The following is a 19,381-nucleotide window of genomic DNA, read 5'->3' as shown; positions in this document are numbered from 1 at the left end:
AGATGACTATTTTTGACTGTGCAATATTACAAGATATCTATGGTCAAGCAGTTTTTGATACCGATCTTTTTACTTTTCTTCCTTTCATGCGAAACAAAGTCACAAGAGAACGTACAGATTCTGCCCGGAGCCAGTCAGTTGGATCAATACCTACCGCAGCTTAAGGGCAAAAAAATTGGCCTTTTTGCGAACCACACCTCATTGGTTGGTCAGACACATCTTGCAGATACGCTCCTTTCTCTGGGTATTCAAATCAGCACAGCCTTCAGTCCGGAGCATGGTTTTTTGGGCAACAAACCCGATGGTGAAAAAATCGAGGGTGAATACACCGAACGTTTCAAACTAATCTCGCTTTATGGGGCACATCGCAAGCCTACCCCAGAACAAGTAGCATCGTTGGATCTGCTGGTAGTGGACATTCAGGACGTGGGTGCACGATTTTATACCTATGCCAGCACCATGACTTACCTGATGGAAGCCTGTGCCCGGGAAAAGGTGCCTGTACTCATTCTGGACAGACCCAATCCCAATGGAAGCTACATCGATGGTCCTGTGCTGGATATCGCGTTTACTTCTTTCGTGGGGGCTCACCCCATCCCTATTGTGCATGGTCTCACCCTGGGAGAATTGGCCGGTATGATTAATGGTGAAGGCTGGCTAGGCAATGGACTCCAATGCGATCTGAGTATCATTCCGGTAGCCAACTGGGATCACAGCATGCCCTACACTCTTCCTGTCAGACCGTCCCCTAACCTCCCCAATGAATTGGCTGTGGCGCTTTATCCTTCGTTGGCCCTATTTGAAGGCACAGTGGTTTCTGTCGGTAGAGGCACCGATTTTCCATTTCAAATCATTGGGCACCCACTCTATAGTGACTCCAGCTTCTCTTTCACACCCACTCCCAACGAAGGTTCCAAATACCCTCCACTGGAAGGGGAGCGATGCTTTGGACTCGACCTGACCCATCAGCCAATCAACTATGGGTTTACTTTGAAATACCTGATCCAGTTTTATCAGGACCTGAAGGGAAAAACCGAAAACTCTTTCTTTAATGACTACTTTCTGAAGCTGGCAGGAACGGGTTCGCTTCAAGAACAAATAGAAGCAGGCTGGTCTGAACAGGAGATAAAGGCCAGTTGGGAGAAAGATCTGGAGGCCTACAGGAAGCTTAGAAAAAACTATCTCCTGTATGCCGAGTGAGCGCTAGTGATAGCGCTCCCATGTTTTGTCACGTATGGCCACTCCATGGCCATCAATCAGATCCAGCCAGTATTTATCCGCATCCACACGCTGAGCAATAGACAAGGCCTTTTCAGAAGCCTGGAGTGATTCGTCCGCCCGCTCATCCAGATAAAGCATCCAACTATACTTGTCCCAAGTGATGAAATCCGTGCTCTGCTCAACACTGTACTTGAGGTTAAGAATGAAATAGCGATCGCTTCTATCCACACCAAACCTGAAAAACACCGTGAAAGCAAGTGCCAAAAGCGAAACGTAGTGGATGGCATTTAATTTCACCTTCTTACCAACGAGCAAATACACCGTCCATAAAAAGGCCAAAGCAGCAAGCAGGAGCATATAATCATTGACCGGAAAAAACTTGATTACACATAGCAGCGCTGCTAATGACAGTATAACAGATAGCCTGGTAACCGGACGCTTTTGGGCACCTTCTCCTCCCATCAACGCACCCATCAACGACAACAAAAGACACAACAGGCCTAATAGCATCAGGACGGCATTGTGAGGTATGTGGAAGAACTTCAAACCAAATCCCAGCGAAAACATCAAAATACCGGGTACCTCCATTCGCATCAGAATCATCATGGCTTTTCAATTGAAGCTTTGTACATTCTAAAAAAAAGAAAAGGGAGAAACCCAAAACCAAACACGAAGAAGCTCAACCCCAGCATCACTCCTGCGCCCATCAGGTGGGTCAGTTTCATCCAGGAAGCCACCATAAAGAGCACAAAGGAGAGCACCCCAAAAATCCACTTCAATCGCTCAGAGAGCACCTGAACGGCGAGCTGTTTGTATCGAAGCACAATGAGCATAGGCAGAAATACGAATAGTATACCGCACATCCCTATCGCCAGCAAAGCAGGTGCCCCAGGGAAATGCAACAGTTTTAAAAAAACTCCAGCAGTCAGAGACAGTGTAAAAGTAAACCCCGAAATGTAAGTGAGTCGTTTCATGTTCATGATTTTGTTATAGTTAAGTAAAAAGACAGTTTCTTGTTGTATCTCTCCATAGCCATTAGGCGAGGTTTGATGGTAGGCACGCTGGTAAGCCTCATCAAAAGGCACCCCCCGATCCATGTCAATCTCCACCAGGCAGCACATATGATCAATCAAATCATCACGCAATGCTTCGTTTTTCACGTTCGCCTTTCTGATTTCCTCTGCGATAAAATCTACTTGTTCATCACTGATCATGGTACTAGTCCCGGGTTAAATTCATTAAAAATTACTTTCTGGATGGTCAGAATGAAATCCTTCATCTCAGCCATCAAAACATCCTTCTCCTTTTTTCCCTTGCTGGTGAGGAAATAGTACTTGCGCACCCGCTTCCCTATACGCTGCTCCTCGTATCCGAGTATTCCATCCTTGAGGAGCTTGTGCAGCGCCGGATACAATGAACCATCCTTGAGGAGGATTTTACCATCCGTCAGCGCCTTTACCCGCTGAGAAATTTCATACCCATACATCCGGTCATTTTCTTCGAGCAACTTCAATACCATCACCCCTATTGTTCCTTTCAGCAATTCTTTTGAATACATAGAGCTAATATACATAGATATATGATGTATCAAAACATGATTTATAAAGATTTAATGAATCCACTAGCTTTGCCAGCAATGAAGGAAAAGTTGAGAATTGTATTCATGGGTACGCCGGAGTTTGCCGTACCCTGCCTGAAAAGGCTCGTTGAAGAAGGCTGCGAAGTGGTGGCGGTGGTCACCGCACCTGACAAACCTCAGGGAAGAGGCAAAAAACTGGGCACTTCTCCCGTTAAAGACTATGCCGTCAGTCAGGGGATCCCATTGCTGCAGCCTACCAATCTCAAGGATCAGACCTTTCAGGAGGAGTTAAAGCACTACAATGCCGATATACAAATAGTGGTAGCCTTCAGAATGCTTCCTGAAACCGTGTGGAGTATGCCCCCTCTGGGCTCCTACAACCTACATGCATCGCTCCTCCCCGATTATCGTGGTGCTGCTCCTATCAACTGGGCCATTATCAATGGAGAAACCGAGACTGGTGTGACCACCTTCAAACTCCAGCACGAAATAGATACCGGAAACATCCTTTTCCAGGTGAAAGAACCCATCCATCAAGAGGATAATGTGGGCACACTCTACGAACGCCTGATGAACATTGGCGCTGAGTTAGTGGTAAAAACAGTACGCGCACTTGAAACAGGTGATTACCAGCTGGCAGCACAAAAGACTCCCACAGAAGCCAAGCATGCACCCAAAATCTTCAGGGAACATTGTGAAATTGACTGGAACAGACCAACTGAGCAGGTTCGAAACTTCATTCGGGGACTGAGCCCATACCCCGCCGCTTGGACCACGTTGGATGGACTGACGTTCAAAGTATATGGTGCGGAGAAATCGCCAAGGAACCATCAATCCTCACCTGGGACTTTTCATTCCGATGGCAAAACCTACCTGGATGTGGGTACTGCCAATGGCTCTCTCAACCTTACCGAAGTACAGCTACAGGGGAAAAAGCGCATGACGGTGGGTGAGTTCCTGAGGGGCTACCACTGGAATCCTCCGGCTGTCCAATAATCTCAACGAGCAATTCCAACAAACCGTCGATAAGAAGTGCGGTTATCCCTGGGTTTACTTTTCTTTGAAGCTGAGTCACACAACATTAAGTTATTTATGATCATATCCATGATAGCCGCCATGGGCACCAACAGAGCAATAGGGAAAGACAATGACATTCCCTGGCACCTGCCGGATGATTTTCAGTATTTCAAACAAACCACTGAAGGTCATCATGTGATCATGGGCCGGAAGAATTTCGAATCCCTTCCGCCAAGGTTTCGCCCCTTACCCAACCGGCCAAATGTTGTAATCACAAGGAAAGATTTTTTTGATGCTGAAGGATCTCAGGTAGTCAACAGCCTGGAAGCAGCACTGCAGATAGCCAGGGAAAACAACGAACCTGAAGCATTCATCATTGGAGGAGGTCAGATCTATCAGATGGGGCTTGAGGTAGCCGATAAGATCTACCTTACGGAGATCGACGGTACCTTTGACGGTGATACTTTTTTTCCTGAGTTTGATCATCAACTCTGGAAAGAAACATCCAGACTACATCATCCGGTGGACGAAAAGCACAAGTTTGCTTTCGATTTTGTAATTTATGAGAAAAAGTAACGTCATGGACGCACACAAAAGACTACTCGCCATCCTTCACATCATATATGGAACTTTCCACATTCTCATCTTTACGTTTATTAGCCTATTGGCCAATACCCTCCTGCCTTTCATCATGGCAGAGATAGAAGACAACAGTGATGAAACAATGCTTTTGGTGAAAGGGATTATGCTGATCATTAGGAGCGTGATGTTTGTACTCTTTGTGATCGTACCACTACCCTCCATCATAGGTGGTATAGCACAACTCAACAACAAGAAATGGGGATTGACGACTATGATGGTTTCCGGTTGTCTTTCACTATTCAACATCCCCATCGGAACTACCCTTGGGGTATACACCATCTGGGTATATCTGGAAAACAAAAAGCCTAAAACGGAATGACCAAAATAGCGGACAAGGTAATCATGATCACCGGAGCTTCCTCTGGTATTGGTGAGGCATTGGCCTATCAAATGGCAGAGGCGGGCGCCAGGCTGATCCTTTCTGCCCGAAGAAAAGAAGAGCTGGATCGTGTAAAATCTGCATGTAGCCATCAGGAAAACATCCGCATTCTACCCTTGGATCTGGCCGATGCATTTGCCATCTCCCAAAAGGCCAAAGAGGCAGAATCTTTTTTCGATCGGGTCGATATTCTGGTCAGTTGCGGTGGGATCAGCCAGCGTGACAAAGTCATCCACACCAAGATGGAAGTAGACCGCCAAATCATGGAGGTCAATTACTTTGGGACCATAGCCCTGACGAAAGCACTGCTACCCGGAATGGTCAAAAGAAAGTCAGGCCATCAGGTGGTTATCACCTCGGCCGTTGGGATCGTCAGTACTCCTTTTCGATCATCATATGCCGCTTCCAAACATGCACTACATGGTTTTTATGATGCCCTCAGGGCGGAACACCATGCAGACGGGCTCAAAGTGAGCATCATTTTGCCTGGTTATGTGAAAACCAAAATCAGCTTCAATGCATTGATGGGTGACGGTAGCAAACAAGATAAAATGGACAATGCTCAGGACAATGGCCTGTCACCAGAGGAATGTGCTGCCAAAATAATCAGAGCCGTAGAGCGCGACAAGGAAGAAGTCTATATTGGTGGCTTCCGGGAGGTCACCGGCATTTACCTGAAACGCTTTGTACCAGGGCTTTTCTCTAAAATCATCAGGAAAACTGCCGTCACTTAATACTTTGATAAAACGCCCTACATACTGGTTAACGCTTCTCCTTATCCTGATTTCCACCTACGGTCAGGCTCAGGATAGTCATGTATTGCCGGGGGTCTTGTATGTCAAAATAAAGTCCAGCCCGTCAACAGCTGACGCATCCACGGAGCTATTTCAGTTTTCTGAAATGGAAAATCTCAAATCTTATACTCCACTGAGAAAAAACGCAAACGGGAATCGTCAAAAAGCCTCTGTGTTGGATGGACTCTTCAAGGTGGTGGTGGACCCATCCACGGACATAGCGGCATTATGTGCATCACTTCACAAGTACGCAAACGTGAGCTATGCCGAACCTATTTACGCAGCGCAACTCCTGTATGTCCCCGATGATCCTGAATCCACCACTCCCAATCAGGAATATCTGAGTGTAATCAGGGCGTTTGAAGCCTGGGACGTCACCAAGGGATCGTCAGATATCGTGATTGGCATCTCAGACACCGGACTTAACCTGACCCATGATGACATCAAAAGCAAGCTCTACACCAATACCAATGACCCGATGAACGGTCTGGATGATGACGAAAATGGCTATGTTGATGATTTTCAGGGCTACGATTTCGCTGACAATGATAGCTTACCGAAATGTGATGACAGCTTCCATGGCAACCGAGTGGGAGGCCTGGCTGGCGCTGCCACCGACAATGGATTTGGGATGGCCGGAGTAGGTTTCAATACCATGATAAGTCCTCTTAAGGTCTACAGTACAGCTTTAAAGTTCATCAATTCTGGCTATGAGTCCATTCTATATGCTGCTGATAATGGCTATGATGTCATTAATCTTTCATGGGGTGGCCCCAATAGCTACAGTCAGGCCAATCAGGACATCATCACTTACGCTGCAGTGGAAAAAAATGTGGTTATTGTAGCCGCCGCAGGCAATACCCCGGAAGACATTCGCTTCTACCCTGCCAGTTATGATCATGTATTATCAGTCGCTGCCAGCAATCTCAATGACACCAAAGCTTCCTTTTCAACTTACAATTATGATGTAGACCTGATGGCCCCAGGCAACACCATCTATTCCACCGATAGTGGCAATGGTTTTGCAAAAGACAATGGCACTTCCTATAGTGCACCTATGGTGGCGGGTGCTGCAGCTTTGGTTAAGAGTGTTTTTCCTGATTTGAACTCCCTTCAGATCATGCAGCAACTCAGAGTAACCTCAGATCCCGTTTACACTACTGGCACCAATCAAACCTATGAAGGCAAGTTGGGATATGGTCGACTGAACGTCAGCAACGCGGTGCGCGAGGACAGCGCCAAATCCATCAGGCTCGAGAATTTAGTATACGACAATGGAAATGGGAATTATGCCTTCTACGGTGACACTATAGTCCTTAGCTTTGAGGCCAAAAATTACCTTTTCCCTACGGATAGCGCTACCCTCTCATTTACTTCTGCATCTTCACATGTAGAAATTATTCGGGAAACCATTTATCTGGGAGCGATGAATACCCTTGAATCAGACTCTATTCAAGAAAAGATTTTTGTGATCGCTAAAGACACTCCTCCGGGCACAGACCTGGAAATTAAGGTCAGCATTACAGATGGAAGCTATATCGATTTTCAATACATTGAATTAACAACCGACCCGGATCGCCTTGACCTGAATAATGACCAATTTTCCATTACCCTCAGCGGTAATGGTGATCTTGGTTTTATCTCAGATGGCTATTACAATGGTGTGGGGTTTCAGTGGGATGACCAACTGATCGCCGCAAAAATGGGCGTTGCGGTATCTCTGGATAGAAGTCACGTTTCTGATAACTTCCCTGACAGCATCTACACCAACACCAAAGCGAGTGATTTCGTGGCCATAAGCCCGATAAGGTTTGCCCACCATACAACTCCCGATTTACACGCCACCAGCGTATTCAGGGATGATTCTGCCGCTACTCCACTGGAGATCGTCATGGAGCAAAACACCCTAACCAATAGGGGCGCCAATTTTCTGATTCAGGAGTATCGGCTCATGAATAATGCAACTGAATCAAGGGAAGGACTGGCCTGTAGTTTCTATCTGGACTGGGAAATATTTAATACCATGCAAAACCGATCCTTTTATGATACTGAGTCCAAAACCCTCATTACGTATAATCTGGATAGCTCAGTGGTAGTTGGCCTCCTTACCTATTACGATAGCTTACCCCGGGCTCAATCTCTGGATTTGGATGTCTATAATGGGAACGAGCAAGATGTACAGATGCATTACACCGATAGTGTAAAATATGCTTTGGCCAGAGAGGTTCGCTTTGACAGTGCCGGATGGCAGGGCAATGGAAACAATGTCTCGGTGATGCTCACACATGACTCCATAGCACTCGCTCCTTCCAAAAGTCGCAGAGTGGCCTACTTTATGGGGCTCTCACATAGTTTTGAGGGCTTGGCTGCTGTCATGGATAGTGCCAGACAAGTCTATGAAGAATATCTAAATCTACCAGTGCTCTTGGAGCGATATGTGAGTTGCCAGGGGGCTTCGGTGTCTATTGCTCCAGCATCTGGTGAGGTCTTTCGCTTTTTCAGTGATCCCCTTGGGGAAAACATCATTGGAGAGGGGGACACCCTCAAAACCGGCGCCATTGTTAGTGACACCACTTTTTATGTTGCCAACCTGGATTCAGGCTATGAAGGAAGCATTCAGCGAATAGAAATTGCTCTTCTGGCTCAAATCGCTGACTTTCAGATGTCTACCGACACGCTTTTTCTTGACAACTCCGTCAACTCCGTCACCTTTACAGATTTGAGCTTCGACCCTGCCTCCTGGTATTGGGATTTTGACAATGGAAGCCAGATCACAACACAAAATGCTACAGTCTATTTCAGGGACCCCGGTGTATATACTATTTCGCTAACCATTGAGACCAACTCTGGTTGTACGCAAACCATCACCAAAGAATTGCTGGTGGCCAATAGACCTCCGTTACCTGACATTGAAGATCAGCAGGTTTGCGCTGATCAGGATTTCACGGTAAGTGCTCCAAATGCAGATAGCATTGCCGTATACCTTGACGGCAGCAGCCCTACTCCTTTGCAGGAGGGCCCATCTATCACCCTGGAAGGAATTTCTTCAGACACCGCCTACTATTTCACCAACACCTCAGGCCCTTTTGAAAGTTTAAGAAAGCGAGTGTATTTCAGTATTAACCACGCCAATGCAACATTTGAGTATCTTCCGGATACCCTGAATGAAGCAACCGGTGTCCTCTTCATCAACACCTCACCGGAATCTGCCTCAGCTCAATGGTATGTGGATGGCCTGCTGAAATCTGAGTTAGACACTTTTTATATGGAAGTACGAAAAGCCAGTTATGAAATAACGCTGAGTATCACCAATACTACGGGTTGTGCGAACGCTACCACACAGTCTGTCACCTTTGCCACTTCTCCCCTGCCTATGGCAGAAAATCAGTTGATCTGTACAGGAAGTAATCTTCTATTGGAGCCCAATAACGGAGAATGGTTTGCGTTTTACGCAAACGAAGCACTTTCCCATTTGATCAAAAAAGGTCGAAATCTGACGATTGCGGAGCTTAAGAAAGACACAACGATTTACGTTACCGGTCTGGACAGCATACTTCCCTCAGCAGCGATCCCGGTGGAAATAACTGTAGCCCTTCCTCAGTTTAGTATTGTTGCTACTCCTGACACGCTATACCTTTCTGAGCAAAGTACCACCTCATTTAGCACCAACAATGATGAATTGATCGGTTGGGATTGGTACATCGACAATACCCCAACTGAAACCACAAGTCACCCCATACTGTATTTCGACACTGAGGGTGTTTATGATATCGTATTAAATGCAACAGGCCCTATGGGATGTACCAATAGCGATACGCTGAAGTATCCGGTATATCAATCCAGGCCAGAAGTCCTTCTCGGTGTGGACGACTCCCAGCAGGTGATCTACCCTAACCCTACAACAGGAGATCTTTTTATAGTGGTGACCGCTCCTACCGAGGTAACGATCAGTGATGTCTCAGGAAGGATTATGCAAAAGATCTACCTGGAAGAAAGTGCCCTGATTGACTTAAATCACCTCCCAAAGGATATTTACCTCCTAACACTCAAATCACAAAAAGAGATAAGTAACCATCGAGTGATCTTTAAATAATCATATTAAATATGATTAAAGTATTAAAAATAACCACTCAGCGAGCGGAGCAACTCACTCATCGAGTTTAGCCCCCTTCTCACCTACTATTTCATTTTCCGGCTCTTAGATAGAGGATATTTGTTCTATGAAAAGACATATTCTCAGCATTCTGATCATCATTTTAGTTTCCTTTACTGCTTTGGCACAAACCCGCACAATCACCGGATCGGGTGACTGGAGTGACATTACCAACTGGAATGGATTGCTGGTAGGTGGAGCTATAGATGATAATGATGATGTGGTAATGAACGACAACATCGACATCACGATAAAAAATGGTGAGTCTTATACGATTGCTTCATTAGATGTTTCTAAAGATGGGTCATTGACCATTGAAGTTGGCGGTATACTCATTGTCACGGGAACTGTGAACGTAGACAAGGATTTTACGATCAATGTTCTTGGAGATTTCACTATTGAGAATGACCTGATCGTTGCCAAAGATCTGGTGATGAATGTGGGAACCGATAGCAACTTCAATGTAGGGGGTGATGTTACTCTGGATAAGGATGCAACATTGGACATTCTAGGGGAAATGTCCGTGGCGGGGAGTCTTAGCTCCGCAAAAGATGCTACCATCAATGTTGGATCATCTGGAGTTTTAGGAGTGGCCGAAGAACTCAACCTGGGTGCTGGATCTGTAATTACAGGAGCTGGACCGGTGATCGCTGGTAGTTGCACCGGAGCTGCTTGTGAGGATGGTCAGCTAAACCAACCTGTCTTACCTATCACTCTAGGCGCTTTTGAGCTGGAAGTTCAGAACACCTCCATATTACTCACCTGGACTACACTGAGCGAACTCAACTTTGAATATTTCGAAATTCAGCGGGCAGACGCATCCGGAACATTTGAGACCATCGACGAGGTGAACGGACATGGAGATTCCAAAGTGGCCATTGACTACCACTGGGTGGATGAAAATCCTCAAATAGGGATCAATTACTACCGGTTAGTCTCTAAGGATTATGATGGATATACCGAAGTATTCCCTGCTAGCCAAACTATTTTTGAACATGCCTATCAGGATTTGTCTATTTACCCTAACCCTGCAAGAGCGGGTGAACAAATTAACATATCAGGAATATCAACGGAGCTCGTCAACGTGAAGCTCTACAGCTCTACCGGAAACATGATCAAGGAAATATCAACTAACGCGGGATCTTTCGAAACCCCCACCGATGTGAAATCTGGAATATATCTTGTTAATCTCGAGGTGAATGGTCTTCAGAAAAGAATGAGGCTTATCATTAGACAGTAGGTCTCAGCCCCTACTTTACCACAAATCTACTGGTAAAGGTTTCTCCTTCAGTCGTCTGAACCTTCAGTACATATAAACCTGAAGCCAATTGATCTACAGCAAGCGAATAAGCATTGTCAGTGCTTCTCTGGGAGTTACCTACAGATATCATGTCCCCACCCTTCATACTATACACAGACAGGTCATGGATATAAAGAGACTGATCCGAAACAATGTTCAATTGACCATTTTCAACAACAGATGGGTACAATGAGATCTTATGCTTAGGCATAACACTGGAAGTTTCCACCCGGATTGGCTGAAAGGTTTCTGAAACACCATCAAAGTCCACCTGCTTTAATCTATAATACTCTACCACGGACTGTGGTTTCTCATCAATGAATTCATATTCCAATAGCCCATCATAAGTACCATTTCCCATGAGAGTAGCTATTTGGTAAAAATCGATGCCATTTTCTGATCGCTCAACAGAAAAATAATCATTGTCAATTTCGGAAGCCGTAGCCCAACGCAGGGTTACAAATGAAGAAACTTCTGCTCTGAAGTACAGCAACTTTACAGGAAGAGGCACGTCTTTGTCTCCATTCACATATTTAGCCACTTCTTCAAACTGAGTGCTATTTTGAAGCGCAGTGAGGTCTCCACTCTCACCTGAGTTATTTCCGGTCATATTACTGGTTCCAGAAGTGAATACACTACCAGGTCCAGTGATTACTCCATTGTTACCATCCGCTGTGATGTTTCCGGTAACGACCAAAACACCCCCTGTACCAACATCTACCCCTGCATTGTTCTTACCCATTTCCAGGTCTCCAAAAATGATCAGAACCTTTCCTGCCCCGATAGTCACAGCAGCATTGTTTTTGGTTATATTGAAAGTAACATCTCCGAACACGATCAGAGTATCATTCACAGTCAGCGTTCTCCCATTGGAATTGGCGAAAGTCAAACTCTGATTAGCAGCATCGGACCCCACGGTCACGTATGAGTTAATAATAGGATTATTTAGGCCTGTAAACCCCGGGGAAGACCCACCCCAGGTAGCTCCATTTCCCCATGGACCGTCTGCCACACTGGTTTGGGCAAACGCGGTGTTGAACATTGCAAAACTGATGCATATGCAACAGATGTAGTATCTCATAACAGTCGGTGGACTAGTGCTTTCCCTAGGTGATTCACTTAGGCATCACTAAGTGATACTCGCAAAACGTCTAGGTACTTCACGCAATCTACGATTAAAACGGTCTTCCTGGATTTTCTTGATTAATATTTTCGACGAAAACCTCTATTTAGGGTACAGAATAACAGAAATTCTCAAAAATCACATACCAATTTAGAATTCAATTCTATAAATTAACAAGTTATTCACTTTCAAGCCTAAACAAATCGCCATCATAAATGCTCTTTTGGATCTTCCCTGCCCTCATGGTCTTCGTCATCTTTGCCTTGAGTCTTGGCAAAGTCATAAGCGCTCCTGGTCACTCAGGTCCTCAAACCAAACACTTCAATGGTAAGAAATTTTTAAACACCTCAGGGTCACAAGCCAAAGGCGTTACAGAAGCCCTCAAATGGATCGCTCGCAGAGATCAGGGTCCATGGGCCAAAAACTATGAAACTGAAGTAGGACCAAAGCCATCCAATTCCTCAGAAAGCTTGCTGATTACGTTTGTCAACCACAGTACCTTTTTGATACAATGGAACCACCTGAATATCCTCACTGACCCCATCTGGAGTGAGCGGTGCAGCCCGTTTTCCTTTGTGGGGCCCCAGCGTATGCGCCCTCCCGGTATTGACTTTGAGGAGTTACCCCATATAGATGCCGTTCTGATCAGTCACAATCACTATGATCACCTCGACATTCCTACCATTAGACAAATTGAAGCGAAATGGTCCCCCGTATTCATTGTTCCACTTGGGGTAAAGGCCTATTTGGATCAGTTGGGAATACAAAATACGATAGAGCTTGATTGGTGGAATGAAACCAACATGGGTATCACCATACGCTCCTTACCGGCACAGCATTTTAGTGGACGAGGTATGTTCGATCGTGACCGAACACTTTGGGCCGGGTATCTGCTGGAGCACGGTGGTAAAAAAGTCTACTTTGCGGGAGATTCGGGATATGGTGACCTCTTTAAGGAAATTGGAAAAAAAGTGGGTCCGGTGGATGTATCTCTGATACCTATAGGTGCTTACCTCCCTAAATGGTTTATGTCACCGATACACATTTCTCCTGCAGAAGCTGTAAAAGTGCATCAGGATGTGAAATCGGCAGTGAGCGTCGGAATGCACTTTGGTACCTTCCCGCTTGCCGACGAAGGGCAAGGAAAAGCCGAAGAAGACCTGATCCTTGCACTAGAAGCGGCTGGAGTCAAACAGGGAGCTTTCATCATCCCAGAAGAGGGCAAAGCAATGCGCTTTTAATCTTCCTTGAGATAGGTTTCCCAAAAACCAAAGAGCCAGTTTCCTGCAGCTTCCCTGTCATCGCTTCTAAAAAACTCCTTGATCCCACTGAGTAATTCATCTCTGCTGATCAGATCATCCTGATTGAGGTCAAGTTTAGTGAAGGCTCTGGCCGAATAGCGAATCTCAATCCGGTAGGCCATAAAAAGATCGATGTATTCGTTCAGAGAAATGTAGCCATCTCCATCCAGATCAAAAAGATTGAAAATCTCACGCATCACCTTATTGACATGCTTTTCGTAGAGTTCTTCGTCACCATTCACCACTATCTGATCCGCAAACTGAATCCATTCTTCAATGGTGGCATGGCTCTCATCAGACTTTCCAATGAAATTGCGAAATCCAGCCCAGGTACCCCGGCACCGATCAATACTCGCCTCATATTCCGGAGTACCTTCCTTGAAACCCCATAGGATACTGAGGTTTTCTCCAATATTGAGAAAATCTGCCTTTTCGAGTGTGCCACTTTTATCAAAGTCCAACACGTTGAAATAGTGCAGCAATTTCTTTTTCTGCAGGGGGGTGAGCATAGCTGTTTCTTTTTTAATCTTGTTGAGCAAAAACTTTTTTCAGGAGCTCCGTAGTTCTGGCTCGCGGATTTGCCCGAATCTCTCTTTCCTCTTCGGCCACCAGGGTAAACAGACCTTCCAATGCCAAAGAAGTGGCATATGATTCCAGATCCGGGTTTACTTTATCCACAAATGGTATTTTGTTATAAGTACTGATGATATCACCATAATACTTAGTTGCGCTGGTTTTGTCCAAAGCTTGCTTAATGACAGGTTGGAACTTAGCGGTTAACTGGGCGGATGTTTTGGCCTTTAGGTATTGTGTAGCTTCATTGTCTGTTCCTTTCAAAATGCCCCAGGCATCCTGCACGGTCATCCCTTTTATCGCTTCCACAAAAATGGGCTTGGCTTCTTTAGCCGCTTCTTCTGCGCCCCTATTTAGTGTCTCCACAAATTTATCAACCTCACCGCCGAGCCCAATACTCCTCAACTTATCCTCCACTCGCTGCACATCAGGAGGAAAGGGAATTTTTATTTTGGGGTTGCCAAAATAGCCATTGAGACTGGAAGCTTTGCTCGTGCCGGTGGTTACTCCTTTTACCAAGGCTTCCTTCAGACCTGCTGTCACCTGCTCTGTAGTCAGCTCGTCTGTCTCCAAATAATCCCCCAGTGTCTGCTGGATCTGCTGGACGGTACATCCCGCCAGAAAAATAAATACGATGTATAAACAAACAAGTCTCATTGATCAAAGATTATATATTTTGCGTCCTTAAAAGTAACTGAATAAGCCACAATATATTGGTACAAAACGATTCCCTATGTCAAAATATGCAGAAATCATCTCAATCGGTGATGAAATCCTCTACGGCCAGACGTTAGATACCAATTCACACTGGATCAGCGGGCGCCTGGATGAAATCGGCATTAAAGTAAGAAGGAAAATCACCATCGGTGACGAACGCGAAGAAATTCTCAACACGCTGAAAGAATCAACAGAAAGGGCTGACATCATTTTGATCACAGGTGGTCTGGGGCCAACACGGGATGATCTCACCAAACCCCTGCTGGCAGAGTACTTCGGAGTAGGTCTCAAGATGAATGATGAAGCTTTCGAGCATATACGGACTATTTTCGAAAAAAGAGGCCGGGAAGTCACAGAACTCAATAGAATGCAAGCTGAGTTGCCTGAAAATTGCATCAAAATAGACAATAAACTTGGCACAGCCCCGGGCATGTGGTTTGAAGAGAATGAGACGGTCTATGTCTCCATGCCAGGTGTCCCTTATGAAATGGAAGGGATGATGAACGATATCATCTTACCCAAACTCAAAGAAAAATTTACAGGTGGGGTCATTTATCACAAAATTGTGAAGACCGTGGGGATCGGTGAATCAGCTCTGGCTGAGAAAATCACAGATTGGGAAGATCACCTACCCAAAAGTATCAAACTGGCTTATCTACCTACTTTTGGACAAGTAAAACTGAGACTGACGGCTCTTGGTGATGACAGGGCTCACCTTGAAAAAGAGGTGGGCAAAGAAGTTGAAAAATTGATCCCTCAGATTGCTTCATACGTTTACGGGTATGACAATGATGAACTTGAAAAGGTGGTGGGCGATATTCTACTGAAACACAATAAGAGTATTGCATTTGCAGAAAGCTGTACGGGAGGCTATATCTCCCATCTGATGACCAAAGTACCCGGCAGCTCTCAATATTATAAAGGCAGCATTGTTTCGTATGACTATGATGTGAAAGTGAATTCACTGGATGTAGATCGAAAGGTAATGGAGGAAAAAGGTGCGGTGAGTGAGGAAGTCGTTTTGCAGATGGCCAGAAGTGTGAGATCAAAGCTGGGAGCCGACGTTGGAATCTCCGTAAGTGGCATCGCAGGACCCGATGGAGGCACCGAAGAAAAACCTGTAGGAACGGTCTGGATAGGATACTCTGACGAGCAAAAAACGGTCGCTAAAAAATTTAATTTCTCCAAGGACCGAAACGTCAATATAAAATTAAGTGCCTTATGTGCCCTAAATATGTTCAGAATTAACTTTCTGGGGAATTAACGGAATTATTTAACTTTGTATCACCCAAAAATGAACAACAAACAAAATATTCTATGGCGCTAGTAGAAATGGTTATGCCCAAGATGGGCGAAAGTGTAATGGAAGGCACCGTCCTGTCCTGGCTCAAAAGTGTAGGTGACCCCATCGAAGAGGATGAGTCTATACTGGAGGTGGCTACTGACAAGGTAGATACCGAGATTCCATCTACCCACGCGGGGGTACTAAAGGAAATTCTTGCACAGGAAGGAGACGTGATAGAAGTGGGCAAACCAATAGCCCTGATAGAAACAGAAGCAGGTGCTGCCAATACCCCTACGGCCTCAGCTCCTTCTGAAGAGACACCTATTGTCAAGGAAGCAGAAAAAATCATGGAGTCTGCCATGGCTACCGCCTCCGCAGCAGATATACCCGCAAAATCCGGCGACAAATTTTATTCCCCACTGGTAAGAAGCATCGCTAAAGAAGAGGGTATCTCTCTGAGTGAACTAGAGCGTGTGAATGGTACTGGCAAAGATGGTCGAATCACCAAACAGGACATCCTATCTTATGTCTCCACCAAACAAGCTGGTAAAGCCCCCGCCCCCAACACAAATGGTCAGAGTAAACCGAGTGTTTCCCGACCGGCCCCTCAGCCCATGCCTGTGACGGTTAGTGGCGAGGATGAAATCATTCAGATGGATCGCATGCGCAAAATGATTGCAGATCGTATGCTGGCTTCCAAACAGATAGCCCCACACGTTACTTCATTTGTGGAAGCCGATGTGACCGATATGGTCTTTTGGAGAAACAGGATGAAGAATATCTTCAAAGAGCGTGATGGACAGACCCTTACCTTTACTCCTATTATCATTGAAGCCATCGTAAAAGCCATCAAGGACTATCCGATGATCAACATACAGGTGGATGGTGATAAGATCATTAAAAAGAAAAATGTAAACATAGGAATGGCCGTGGCTCTGCCATCTGGTAACCTTATTGTGCCGGTCATCCACAATGCCGACCAACTCAACCTGGTGGGCATCACCAAGAAAGTGAATGACCTGGCCCGAAGAGCCAGAGAAAATCAACTAAAACCTGATGACCTGCAGGGCGGTACTTACACGGTATCCAATGTGGGCTCCTTCGGTAATGTGATGGGTACCCCCATTATCATGCAGCCGCAGGTGGGTATATTAGCACTAGGTGCCATTCAGAAAAAACCTGCAGTTATAGAAACTCCTCAGGGAGATTTCATCGGCATCCGACATAAAATGTTCCTGTCTCACAGCTACGATCACCGGGTGGTAGATGGTGCACTCGGGGGCATGTTTGTTCGAAGGGTAGCTGATTACCTTGAGGGGTTTGATAAGGATAGGACTATTTAAAAAACCGGGTGCTGATGTAAAAAATCAGACGCCCTGCTTTATATTTTGAATGAGCTCAATTTATGCTCACCTTGCCTGGAATTTTCATTGTTCATCTCCCAGTGGTGACGGACTAAAAATGAACCTTCTGCGTTTTTATTGAATTATAATTGAAAGGAAAAGAAAATGTCAACAGCATCAAGCGAACCAAGAGTTTTAAATAAGCCAAAGATCAAAAAGGAGATCAGCTTTACGCTTATGCATTTTATTCCGTTTGCAGCACTCCTTACCGGTGTTACACTTTTTGACTGGATGATTTGCATCTTCTTGTATTTTTTCAGAATGTTCTGGATCACAGGTGGTTACCATCGGTATTTCGCTCACAGATCTTATAAAACATCGCGTTGGTTTCAGTTTGTGATCGCCTTTATGGCGCAGACCTCCGCTCAGAAGGGCGCTCTTTGGTGGGCCGGGCATCATCGGGTACACCACCGAACCAGCGACACCTACGACGATCCTCATTCCATGAAGCACTATGGTTTCTGGTACTCGCATGTAGGTTGGATCATCGGACCAGATTACAAGGAAACGGATTACAAAATCATTGGTGATTATGCCAAATACCCCGAACTAGTGTGGCTCAATAAGTATTATCTGGTGCCTCCTGTGGTGCTTGCCCTGACAGTGATGGCCCTAGGGGGGATAGTCAATGGCGGCGGCATTGAGATGATGTTTACCTCTGCAGGATTTTCCACCTTGTTTATCGGATTTTTTCTAAGTACTGTGGTTCTTTATCACGGCACATTCAGTATCAACTCTATCATGCACAAGTTTGGCAAGCAGCGATACAAGTCCAATGACGAGTCGAAAAACAGCTTGTGGCTGGCCCTCCTGACCATGGGCGAAGGCTGGCACAACAATCATCACTACTATGAAACAGCAGCTCGCCAGGGCTTTTTCTGGTGGGAAATCGATATCACCTACTATATCCTGCGAATTTTCGGTTTTCTGGGATTGATTTGGGACATCAGAGAGGTGCCTGATCACATCAAATACTCGAAAGACAAGGAAGAAGCCAAAGAACTGGCTAAGAAAGCAAAGGCAGCCTGATAATCAGGAAGCAGATTTAAATCAAAAAAGGGTGGCCATTTAAGCCACCCTTTTTTATTTGGTTAAGAATTACAACGATCAATATTACCTATATTGAATCCGCTTTAAAAAACGATATCTATTTCTCTGACATTTAGGGAGTCAAGATTAAAATCGAAAATAGCCTCACCAAATTCGAGATCTCCATCCACAGTAATAATGAGGAAGTCATTTTTAACCCCATCTACACTGACCATTTTCTCTATAGAAGTGCTATCACTACTGCTATTAACGTAATGCAGAACGGCATGAATGGTCAGCTCACATGGTATGAAGTATCCCTTTCTTGTCTCATTTTTTCCAAAATACAATGAGCCGGAATGTTCATCAAAAACTTCCACATGATAATCATAGAAGAGAGTCTGCACATTTTCAGAATAGTTCACTTCTACTTTAACAGAATTAAGTCCCAGGTCAACCTCGACATGAGTCAAAGAATCATCTCCGATTGGAAACCATTCAGAATTACCCACATAAGATGCAGCATCAAATGCCGGTAATGGAATGCTATCAGTATAGGCATGAACGTAATAGTTTCCTACTTCGAGCTCAACACTATCCGGTACATCGCCAATACTCGCATATTCAACATTCTCCCCACCACTGAGAGAAATAATAGAAACATGGGCATCAGTGTAGTCCTCTGTTTGTCGACCATGGGATACATCAATGTCTGGTTCCCCAATCGTGATAGCTAATAATCCATGATTAGCTTCCTGAATAACAGGCTCAACCCTGTCAGATTTGGCGCAAGATTGCCACAGCAACCCACACACCACCAAAAAGAATGTGTATTTTTTCATTAGTTTAAAAATTAGGCGTTTGA

18 protein-coding genes are annotated in these 19,381 nt (G+C 45.2%); 11 read left to right on the top strand and 7 right to left on the bottom strand.

Annotation, left to right across the window (positions count from 1 at the left end):
* Nucleotides 1-39 precede the first annotated feature (39 nt).
* On the top strand, nucleotides 40-1,200 hold the full coding sequence (locus GV030_RS01820; protein WP_159579221.1) for an exo-beta-N-acetylmuramidase NamZ domain-containing protein: 1,161 nt from the start codon (nucleotides 40-42) through the stop codon (nucleotides 1,198-1,200).
* 3 nt (nucleotides 1,201-1,203) lie between these two features.
* On the opposite strand, the gene GV030_RS01815 is transcribed toward GV030_RS01820, so the two are convergent.
* Genes GV030_RS01815 through GV030_RS01805 form a run of 3 tightly spaced genes read right to left on the bottom strand, consistent with a single transcriptional unit; the run spans nucleotide 1,204 to nucleotide 2,779 of the window.
* Nucleotides 1,204-1,827 carry a hypothetical protein gene (locus GV030_RS01815; RefSeq protein ID WP_159579219.1) on the bottom strand — a complete coding sequence of 208 codons (624 nt, stop codon included), beginning with the start codon at nucleotides 1,825-1,827 and terminating at the stop codon, nucleotides 1,204-1,206.
* Complete coding sequence (locus GV030_RS01810; RefSeq protein WP_159579217.1) at nucleotides 1,824-2,435, bottom strand: hypothetical protein; 612 nt, start codon at nucleotides 2,433-2,435, stop codon at nucleotides 1,824-1,826. The genes GV030_RS01815 and GV030_RS01810 overlap by 4 nt, the downstream gene beginning before the upstream one ends.
* Nucleotides 2,432-2,779, bottom strand: a complete 348-nt coding sequence (locus GV030_RS01805) for a PadR family transcriptional regulator (RefSeq protein ID WP_159579215.1) — start codon at nucleotides 2,777-2,779, stop codon at nucleotides 2,432-2,434. Before GV030_RS01805 ends, GV030_RS01810 begins: the two co-directional genes overlap by 4 nt.
* Nucleotides 2,780-2,857: 78 nt before the next feature.
* Here GV030_RS01805 and fmt point away from each other — a divergent pair, with 78 nt between their 5' ends.
* The 6 genes from fmt to GV030_RS01775 all read left to right on the top strand — a co-directional run bounded on the left by fmt (nucleotide 2,858) and on the right by GV030_RS01775 (nucleotide 11,025).
* Nucleotides 2,858-3,796, top strand: coding sequence for a methionyl-tRNA formyltransferase (fmt, locus tag GV030_RS01800; RefSeq protein WP_185155822.1), 939 nt, complete (start codon nucleotides 2,858-2,860; stop codon nucleotides 3,794-3,796).
* A 96-nt stretch (nucleotides 3,797-3,892) separates the two neighbouring features.
* Complete coding sequence (locus GV030_RS01795; protein ID WP_159579213.1) at nucleotides 3,893-4,393, top strand: dihydrofolate reductase; 501 nt, start codon at nucleotides 3,893-3,895, stop codon at nucleotides 4,391-4,393.
* Nucleotides 4,394-4,397: 4 nt separating this feature from the next.
* On the top strand, nucleotides 4,398-4,778 hold the full coding sequence (locus tag GV030_RS01790) for a hypothetical protein (protein ID WP_221413268.1): 381 nt from the start codon (nucleotides 4,398-4,400) through the stop codon (nucleotides 4,776-4,778).
* Entirely contained in the window at nucleotides 4,775-5,572 is a 798-nt protein-coding gene (locus tag GV030_RS01785) for an SDR family oxidoreductase (RefSeq protein ID WP_159579209.1), read from the top strand. The genes GV030_RS01790 and GV030_RS01785 overlap by 4 nt, the downstream gene beginning before the upstream one ends.
* A 166-nt stretch (nucleotides 5,573-5,738) precedes the next feature.
* A complete protein-coding gene (locus GV030_RS01780) occupies nucleotides 5,739-9,725 on the top strand; it encodes a S8 family serine peptidase (RefSeq protein WP_159579207.1) in 3,987 nt (1,328 codons plus the stop codon).
* Nucleotides 9,726-9,852: 127 nt separating this feature from the next.
* Nucleotides 9,853-11,025 carry a T9SS type A sorting domain-containing protein gene (locus GV030_RS01775; RefSeq protein ID WP_159579205.1) on the top strand — a complete coding sequence of 391 codons (1,173 nt, stop codon included), beginning with the start codon at nucleotides 9,853-9,855 and terminating at the stop codon, nucleotides 11,023-11,025.
* 10 nt (nucleotides 11,026-11,035) lie between these two features.
* On the opposite strand, the gene GV030_RS01770 is transcribed toward GV030_RS01775, so the two are convergent.
* Nucleotides 11,036-12,127: a T9SS type A sorting domain-containing protein gene (locus GV030_RS01770; RefSeq protein ID WP_159579203.1), complete on the bottom strand. Its 1,092-nt coding sequence runs from the start codon at nucleotides 12,125-12,127 to the stop codon at nucleotides 11,036-11,038.
* A gap of 296 nt (nucleotides 12,128-12,423) precedes the next feature.
* Between GV030_RS01770 and GV030_RS01765 the strand changes: the two genes are divergently transcribed.
* Nucleotides 12,424-13,449: an MBL fold metallo-hydrolase gene (locus GV030_RS01765; protein ID WP_255465030.1), complete on the top strand. Its 1,026-nt coding sequence runs from the start codon at nucleotides 12,424-12,426 to the stop codon at nucleotides 13,447-13,449.
* On the opposite strand, the gene GV030_RS01760 is transcribed toward GV030_RS01765, so the two are convergent.
* Complete coding sequence (locus GV030_RS01760) at nucleotides 13,446-14,018, bottom strand: EF-hand domain-containing protein (protein ID WP_159579201.1); 573 nt, start codon at nucleotides 14,016-14,018, stop codon at nucleotides 13,446-13,448. The genes GV030_RS01765 and GV030_RS01760 overlap by 4 nt on opposite strands.
* Before the next feature lie 13 nt (nucleotides 14,019-14,031).
* Complete coding sequence (locus GV030_RS01755; RefSeq protein WP_159579199.1) at nucleotides 14,032-14,739, bottom strand: DUF4197 domain-containing protein; 708 nt, start codon at nucleotides 14,737-14,739, stop codon at nucleotides 14,032-14,034.
* Nucleotides 14,740-14,815: 76 nt separating this feature from the next.
* Here GV030_RS01755 and GV030_RS01750 point away from each other — a divergent pair, with 76 nt between their 5' ends.
* The 3 genes from GV030_RS01750 (at nucleotide 14,816) to GV030_RS01740 (ending at nucleotide 18,516) form a co-directional block, all read left to right on the top strand.
* The gene (locus GV030_RS01750; protein WP_159579197.1) at nucleotides 14,816-16,063 is read left to right on the top strand and encodes a competence/damage-inducible protein A; all 1,248 of its coding nucleotides are present in this window, start codon (nucleotides 14,816-14,818) and stop codon (nucleotides 16,061-16,063) included.
* A gap of 53 nt (nucleotides 16,064-16,116) precedes the next feature.
* A complete protein-coding gene (locus tag GV030_RS01745) occupies nucleotides 16,117-17,427 on the top strand; it encodes a dihydrolipoamide acetyltransferase family protein (RefSeq protein ID WP_159579195.1) in 1,311 nt (436 codons plus the stop codon).
* Between the two features lie 165 nt (nucleotides 17,428-17,592).
* The gene (locus tag GV030_RS01740) at nucleotides 17,593-18,516 is read left to right on the top strand and encodes an acyl-CoA desaturase (protein WP_159579193.1); all 924 of its coding nucleotides are present in this window, start codon (nucleotides 17,593-17,595) and stop codon (nucleotides 18,514-18,516) included.
* Nucleotides 18,517-18,620: 104 nt separating this feature from the next.
* On the opposite strand, the gene GV030_RS01735 is transcribed toward GV030_RS01740, so the two are convergent.
* Nucleotides 18,621-19,358 (bottom strand): DUF4493 domain-containing protein, encoded by a 738-nt coding sequence (locus GV030_RS01735; RefSeq protein ID WP_159579191.1) that lies wholly within the window; start codon nucleotides 19,356-19,358, stop codon nucleotides 18,621-18,623.
* Nucleotides 19,359-19,381: the final 23 nt, after the last annotated feature.

The sequence above is a fragment of the Marinoscillum sp. 108 genome, from assembly GCF_902506655.1.
Taxonomy (GTDB): domain Bacteria; phylum Bacteroidota; class Bacteroidia; order Cytophagales; family Cyclobacteriaceae; genus Marinoscillum; species Marinoscillum luteum.
Note: the sequence above shows the minus strand (reverse complement) of the source record. Positions and strands in the feature narration are given on the sequence as shown.

Bases quoted from the DNA above. Each gene is read 5' to 3' on its own strand.
- GV030_RS01775 (WP_159579205.1), top strand. From the start codon at position 9,853: ATGAAAAGACATATTCTCAGCATTCTGATCATCATTTTAGTTTCCTTT.
- GV030_RS01780 (WP_159579207.1), top strand. From the start codon at position 5,739: ATGGAAAATCTCAAATCTTATACTCCACTGAGAAAAAACGCAAACGGG.
- GV030_RS01785 (WP_159579209.1), top strand. From the start codon at position 4,775: ATGACCAAAATAGCGGACAAGGTAATCATGATCACCGGAGCTTCCTCT.
- GV030_RS01760 (WP_159579201.1), bottom strand. From the start codon at position 14,018: ATGCTCACCCCCCTGCAGAAAAAGAAATTGCTGCACTATTTCAACGTG.
- GV030_RS01745 (WP_159579195.1), top strand. From the start codon at position 16,117: ATGGCGCTAGTAGAAATGGTTATGCCCAAGATGGGCGAAAGTGTAATG.
- fmt (WP_185155822.1), top strand. From the start codon at position 2,858: ATGAAGGAAAAGTTGAGAATTGTATTCATGGGTACGCCGGAGTTTGCC.
- GV030_RS01770 (WP_159579203.1), bottom strand. From the start codon at position 12,127: ATGTTCAACACCGCGTTTGCCCAAACCAGTGTGGCAGACGGTCCATGG.
- GV030_RS01755 (WP_159579199.1), bottom strand. From the start codon at position 14,739: ATGAGACTTGTTTGTTTATACATCGTATTTATTTTTCTGGCGGGATGT.
- GV030_RS01805 (WP_159579215.1), bottom strand. From the start codon at position 2,779: ATGTATTCAAAAGAATTGCTGAAAGGAACAATAGGGGTGATGGTATTG.
- GV030_RS01740 (WP_159579193.1), top strand. From the start codon at position 17,593: ATGTCAACAGCATCAAGCGAACCAAGAGTTTTAAATAAGCCAAAGATC.
- GV030_RS01810 (WP_159579217.1), bottom strand. From the start codon at position 2,435: ATGATCAGTGATGAACAAGTAGATTTTATCGCAGAGGAAATCAGAAAG.
- GV030_RS01765 (WP_255465030.1), top strand. From the start codon at position 12,424: ATGCTCTTTTGGATCTTCCCTGCCCTCATGGTCTTCGTCATCTTTGCC.
- GV030_RS01820 (WP_159579221.1), top strand. From the start codon at position 40: ATGGTCAAGCAGTTTTTGATACCGATCTTTTTACTTTTCTTCCTTTCA.
- GV030_RS01735 (WP_159579191.1), bottom strand. From the start codon at position 19,358: ATGAAAAAATACACATTCTTTTTGGTGGTGTGTGGGTTGCTGTGGCAA.
- GV030_RS01795 (WP_159579213.1), top strand. From the start codon at position 3,893: ATGATCATATCCATGATAGCCGCCATGGGCACCAACAGAGCAATAGGG.
- GV030_RS01815 (WP_159579219.1), bottom strand. From the start codon at position 1,827: ATGATGATTCTGATGCGAATGGAGGTACCCGGTATTTTGATGTTTTCG.
- GV030_RS01750 (WP_159579197.1), top strand. From the start codon at position 14,816: ATGTCAAAATATGCAGAAATCATCTCAATCGGTGATGAAATCCTCTAC.
- GV030_RS01790 (WP_221413268.1), top strand. From the start codon at position 4,398: ATGGACGCACACAAAAGACTACTCGCCATCCTTCACATCATATATGGA.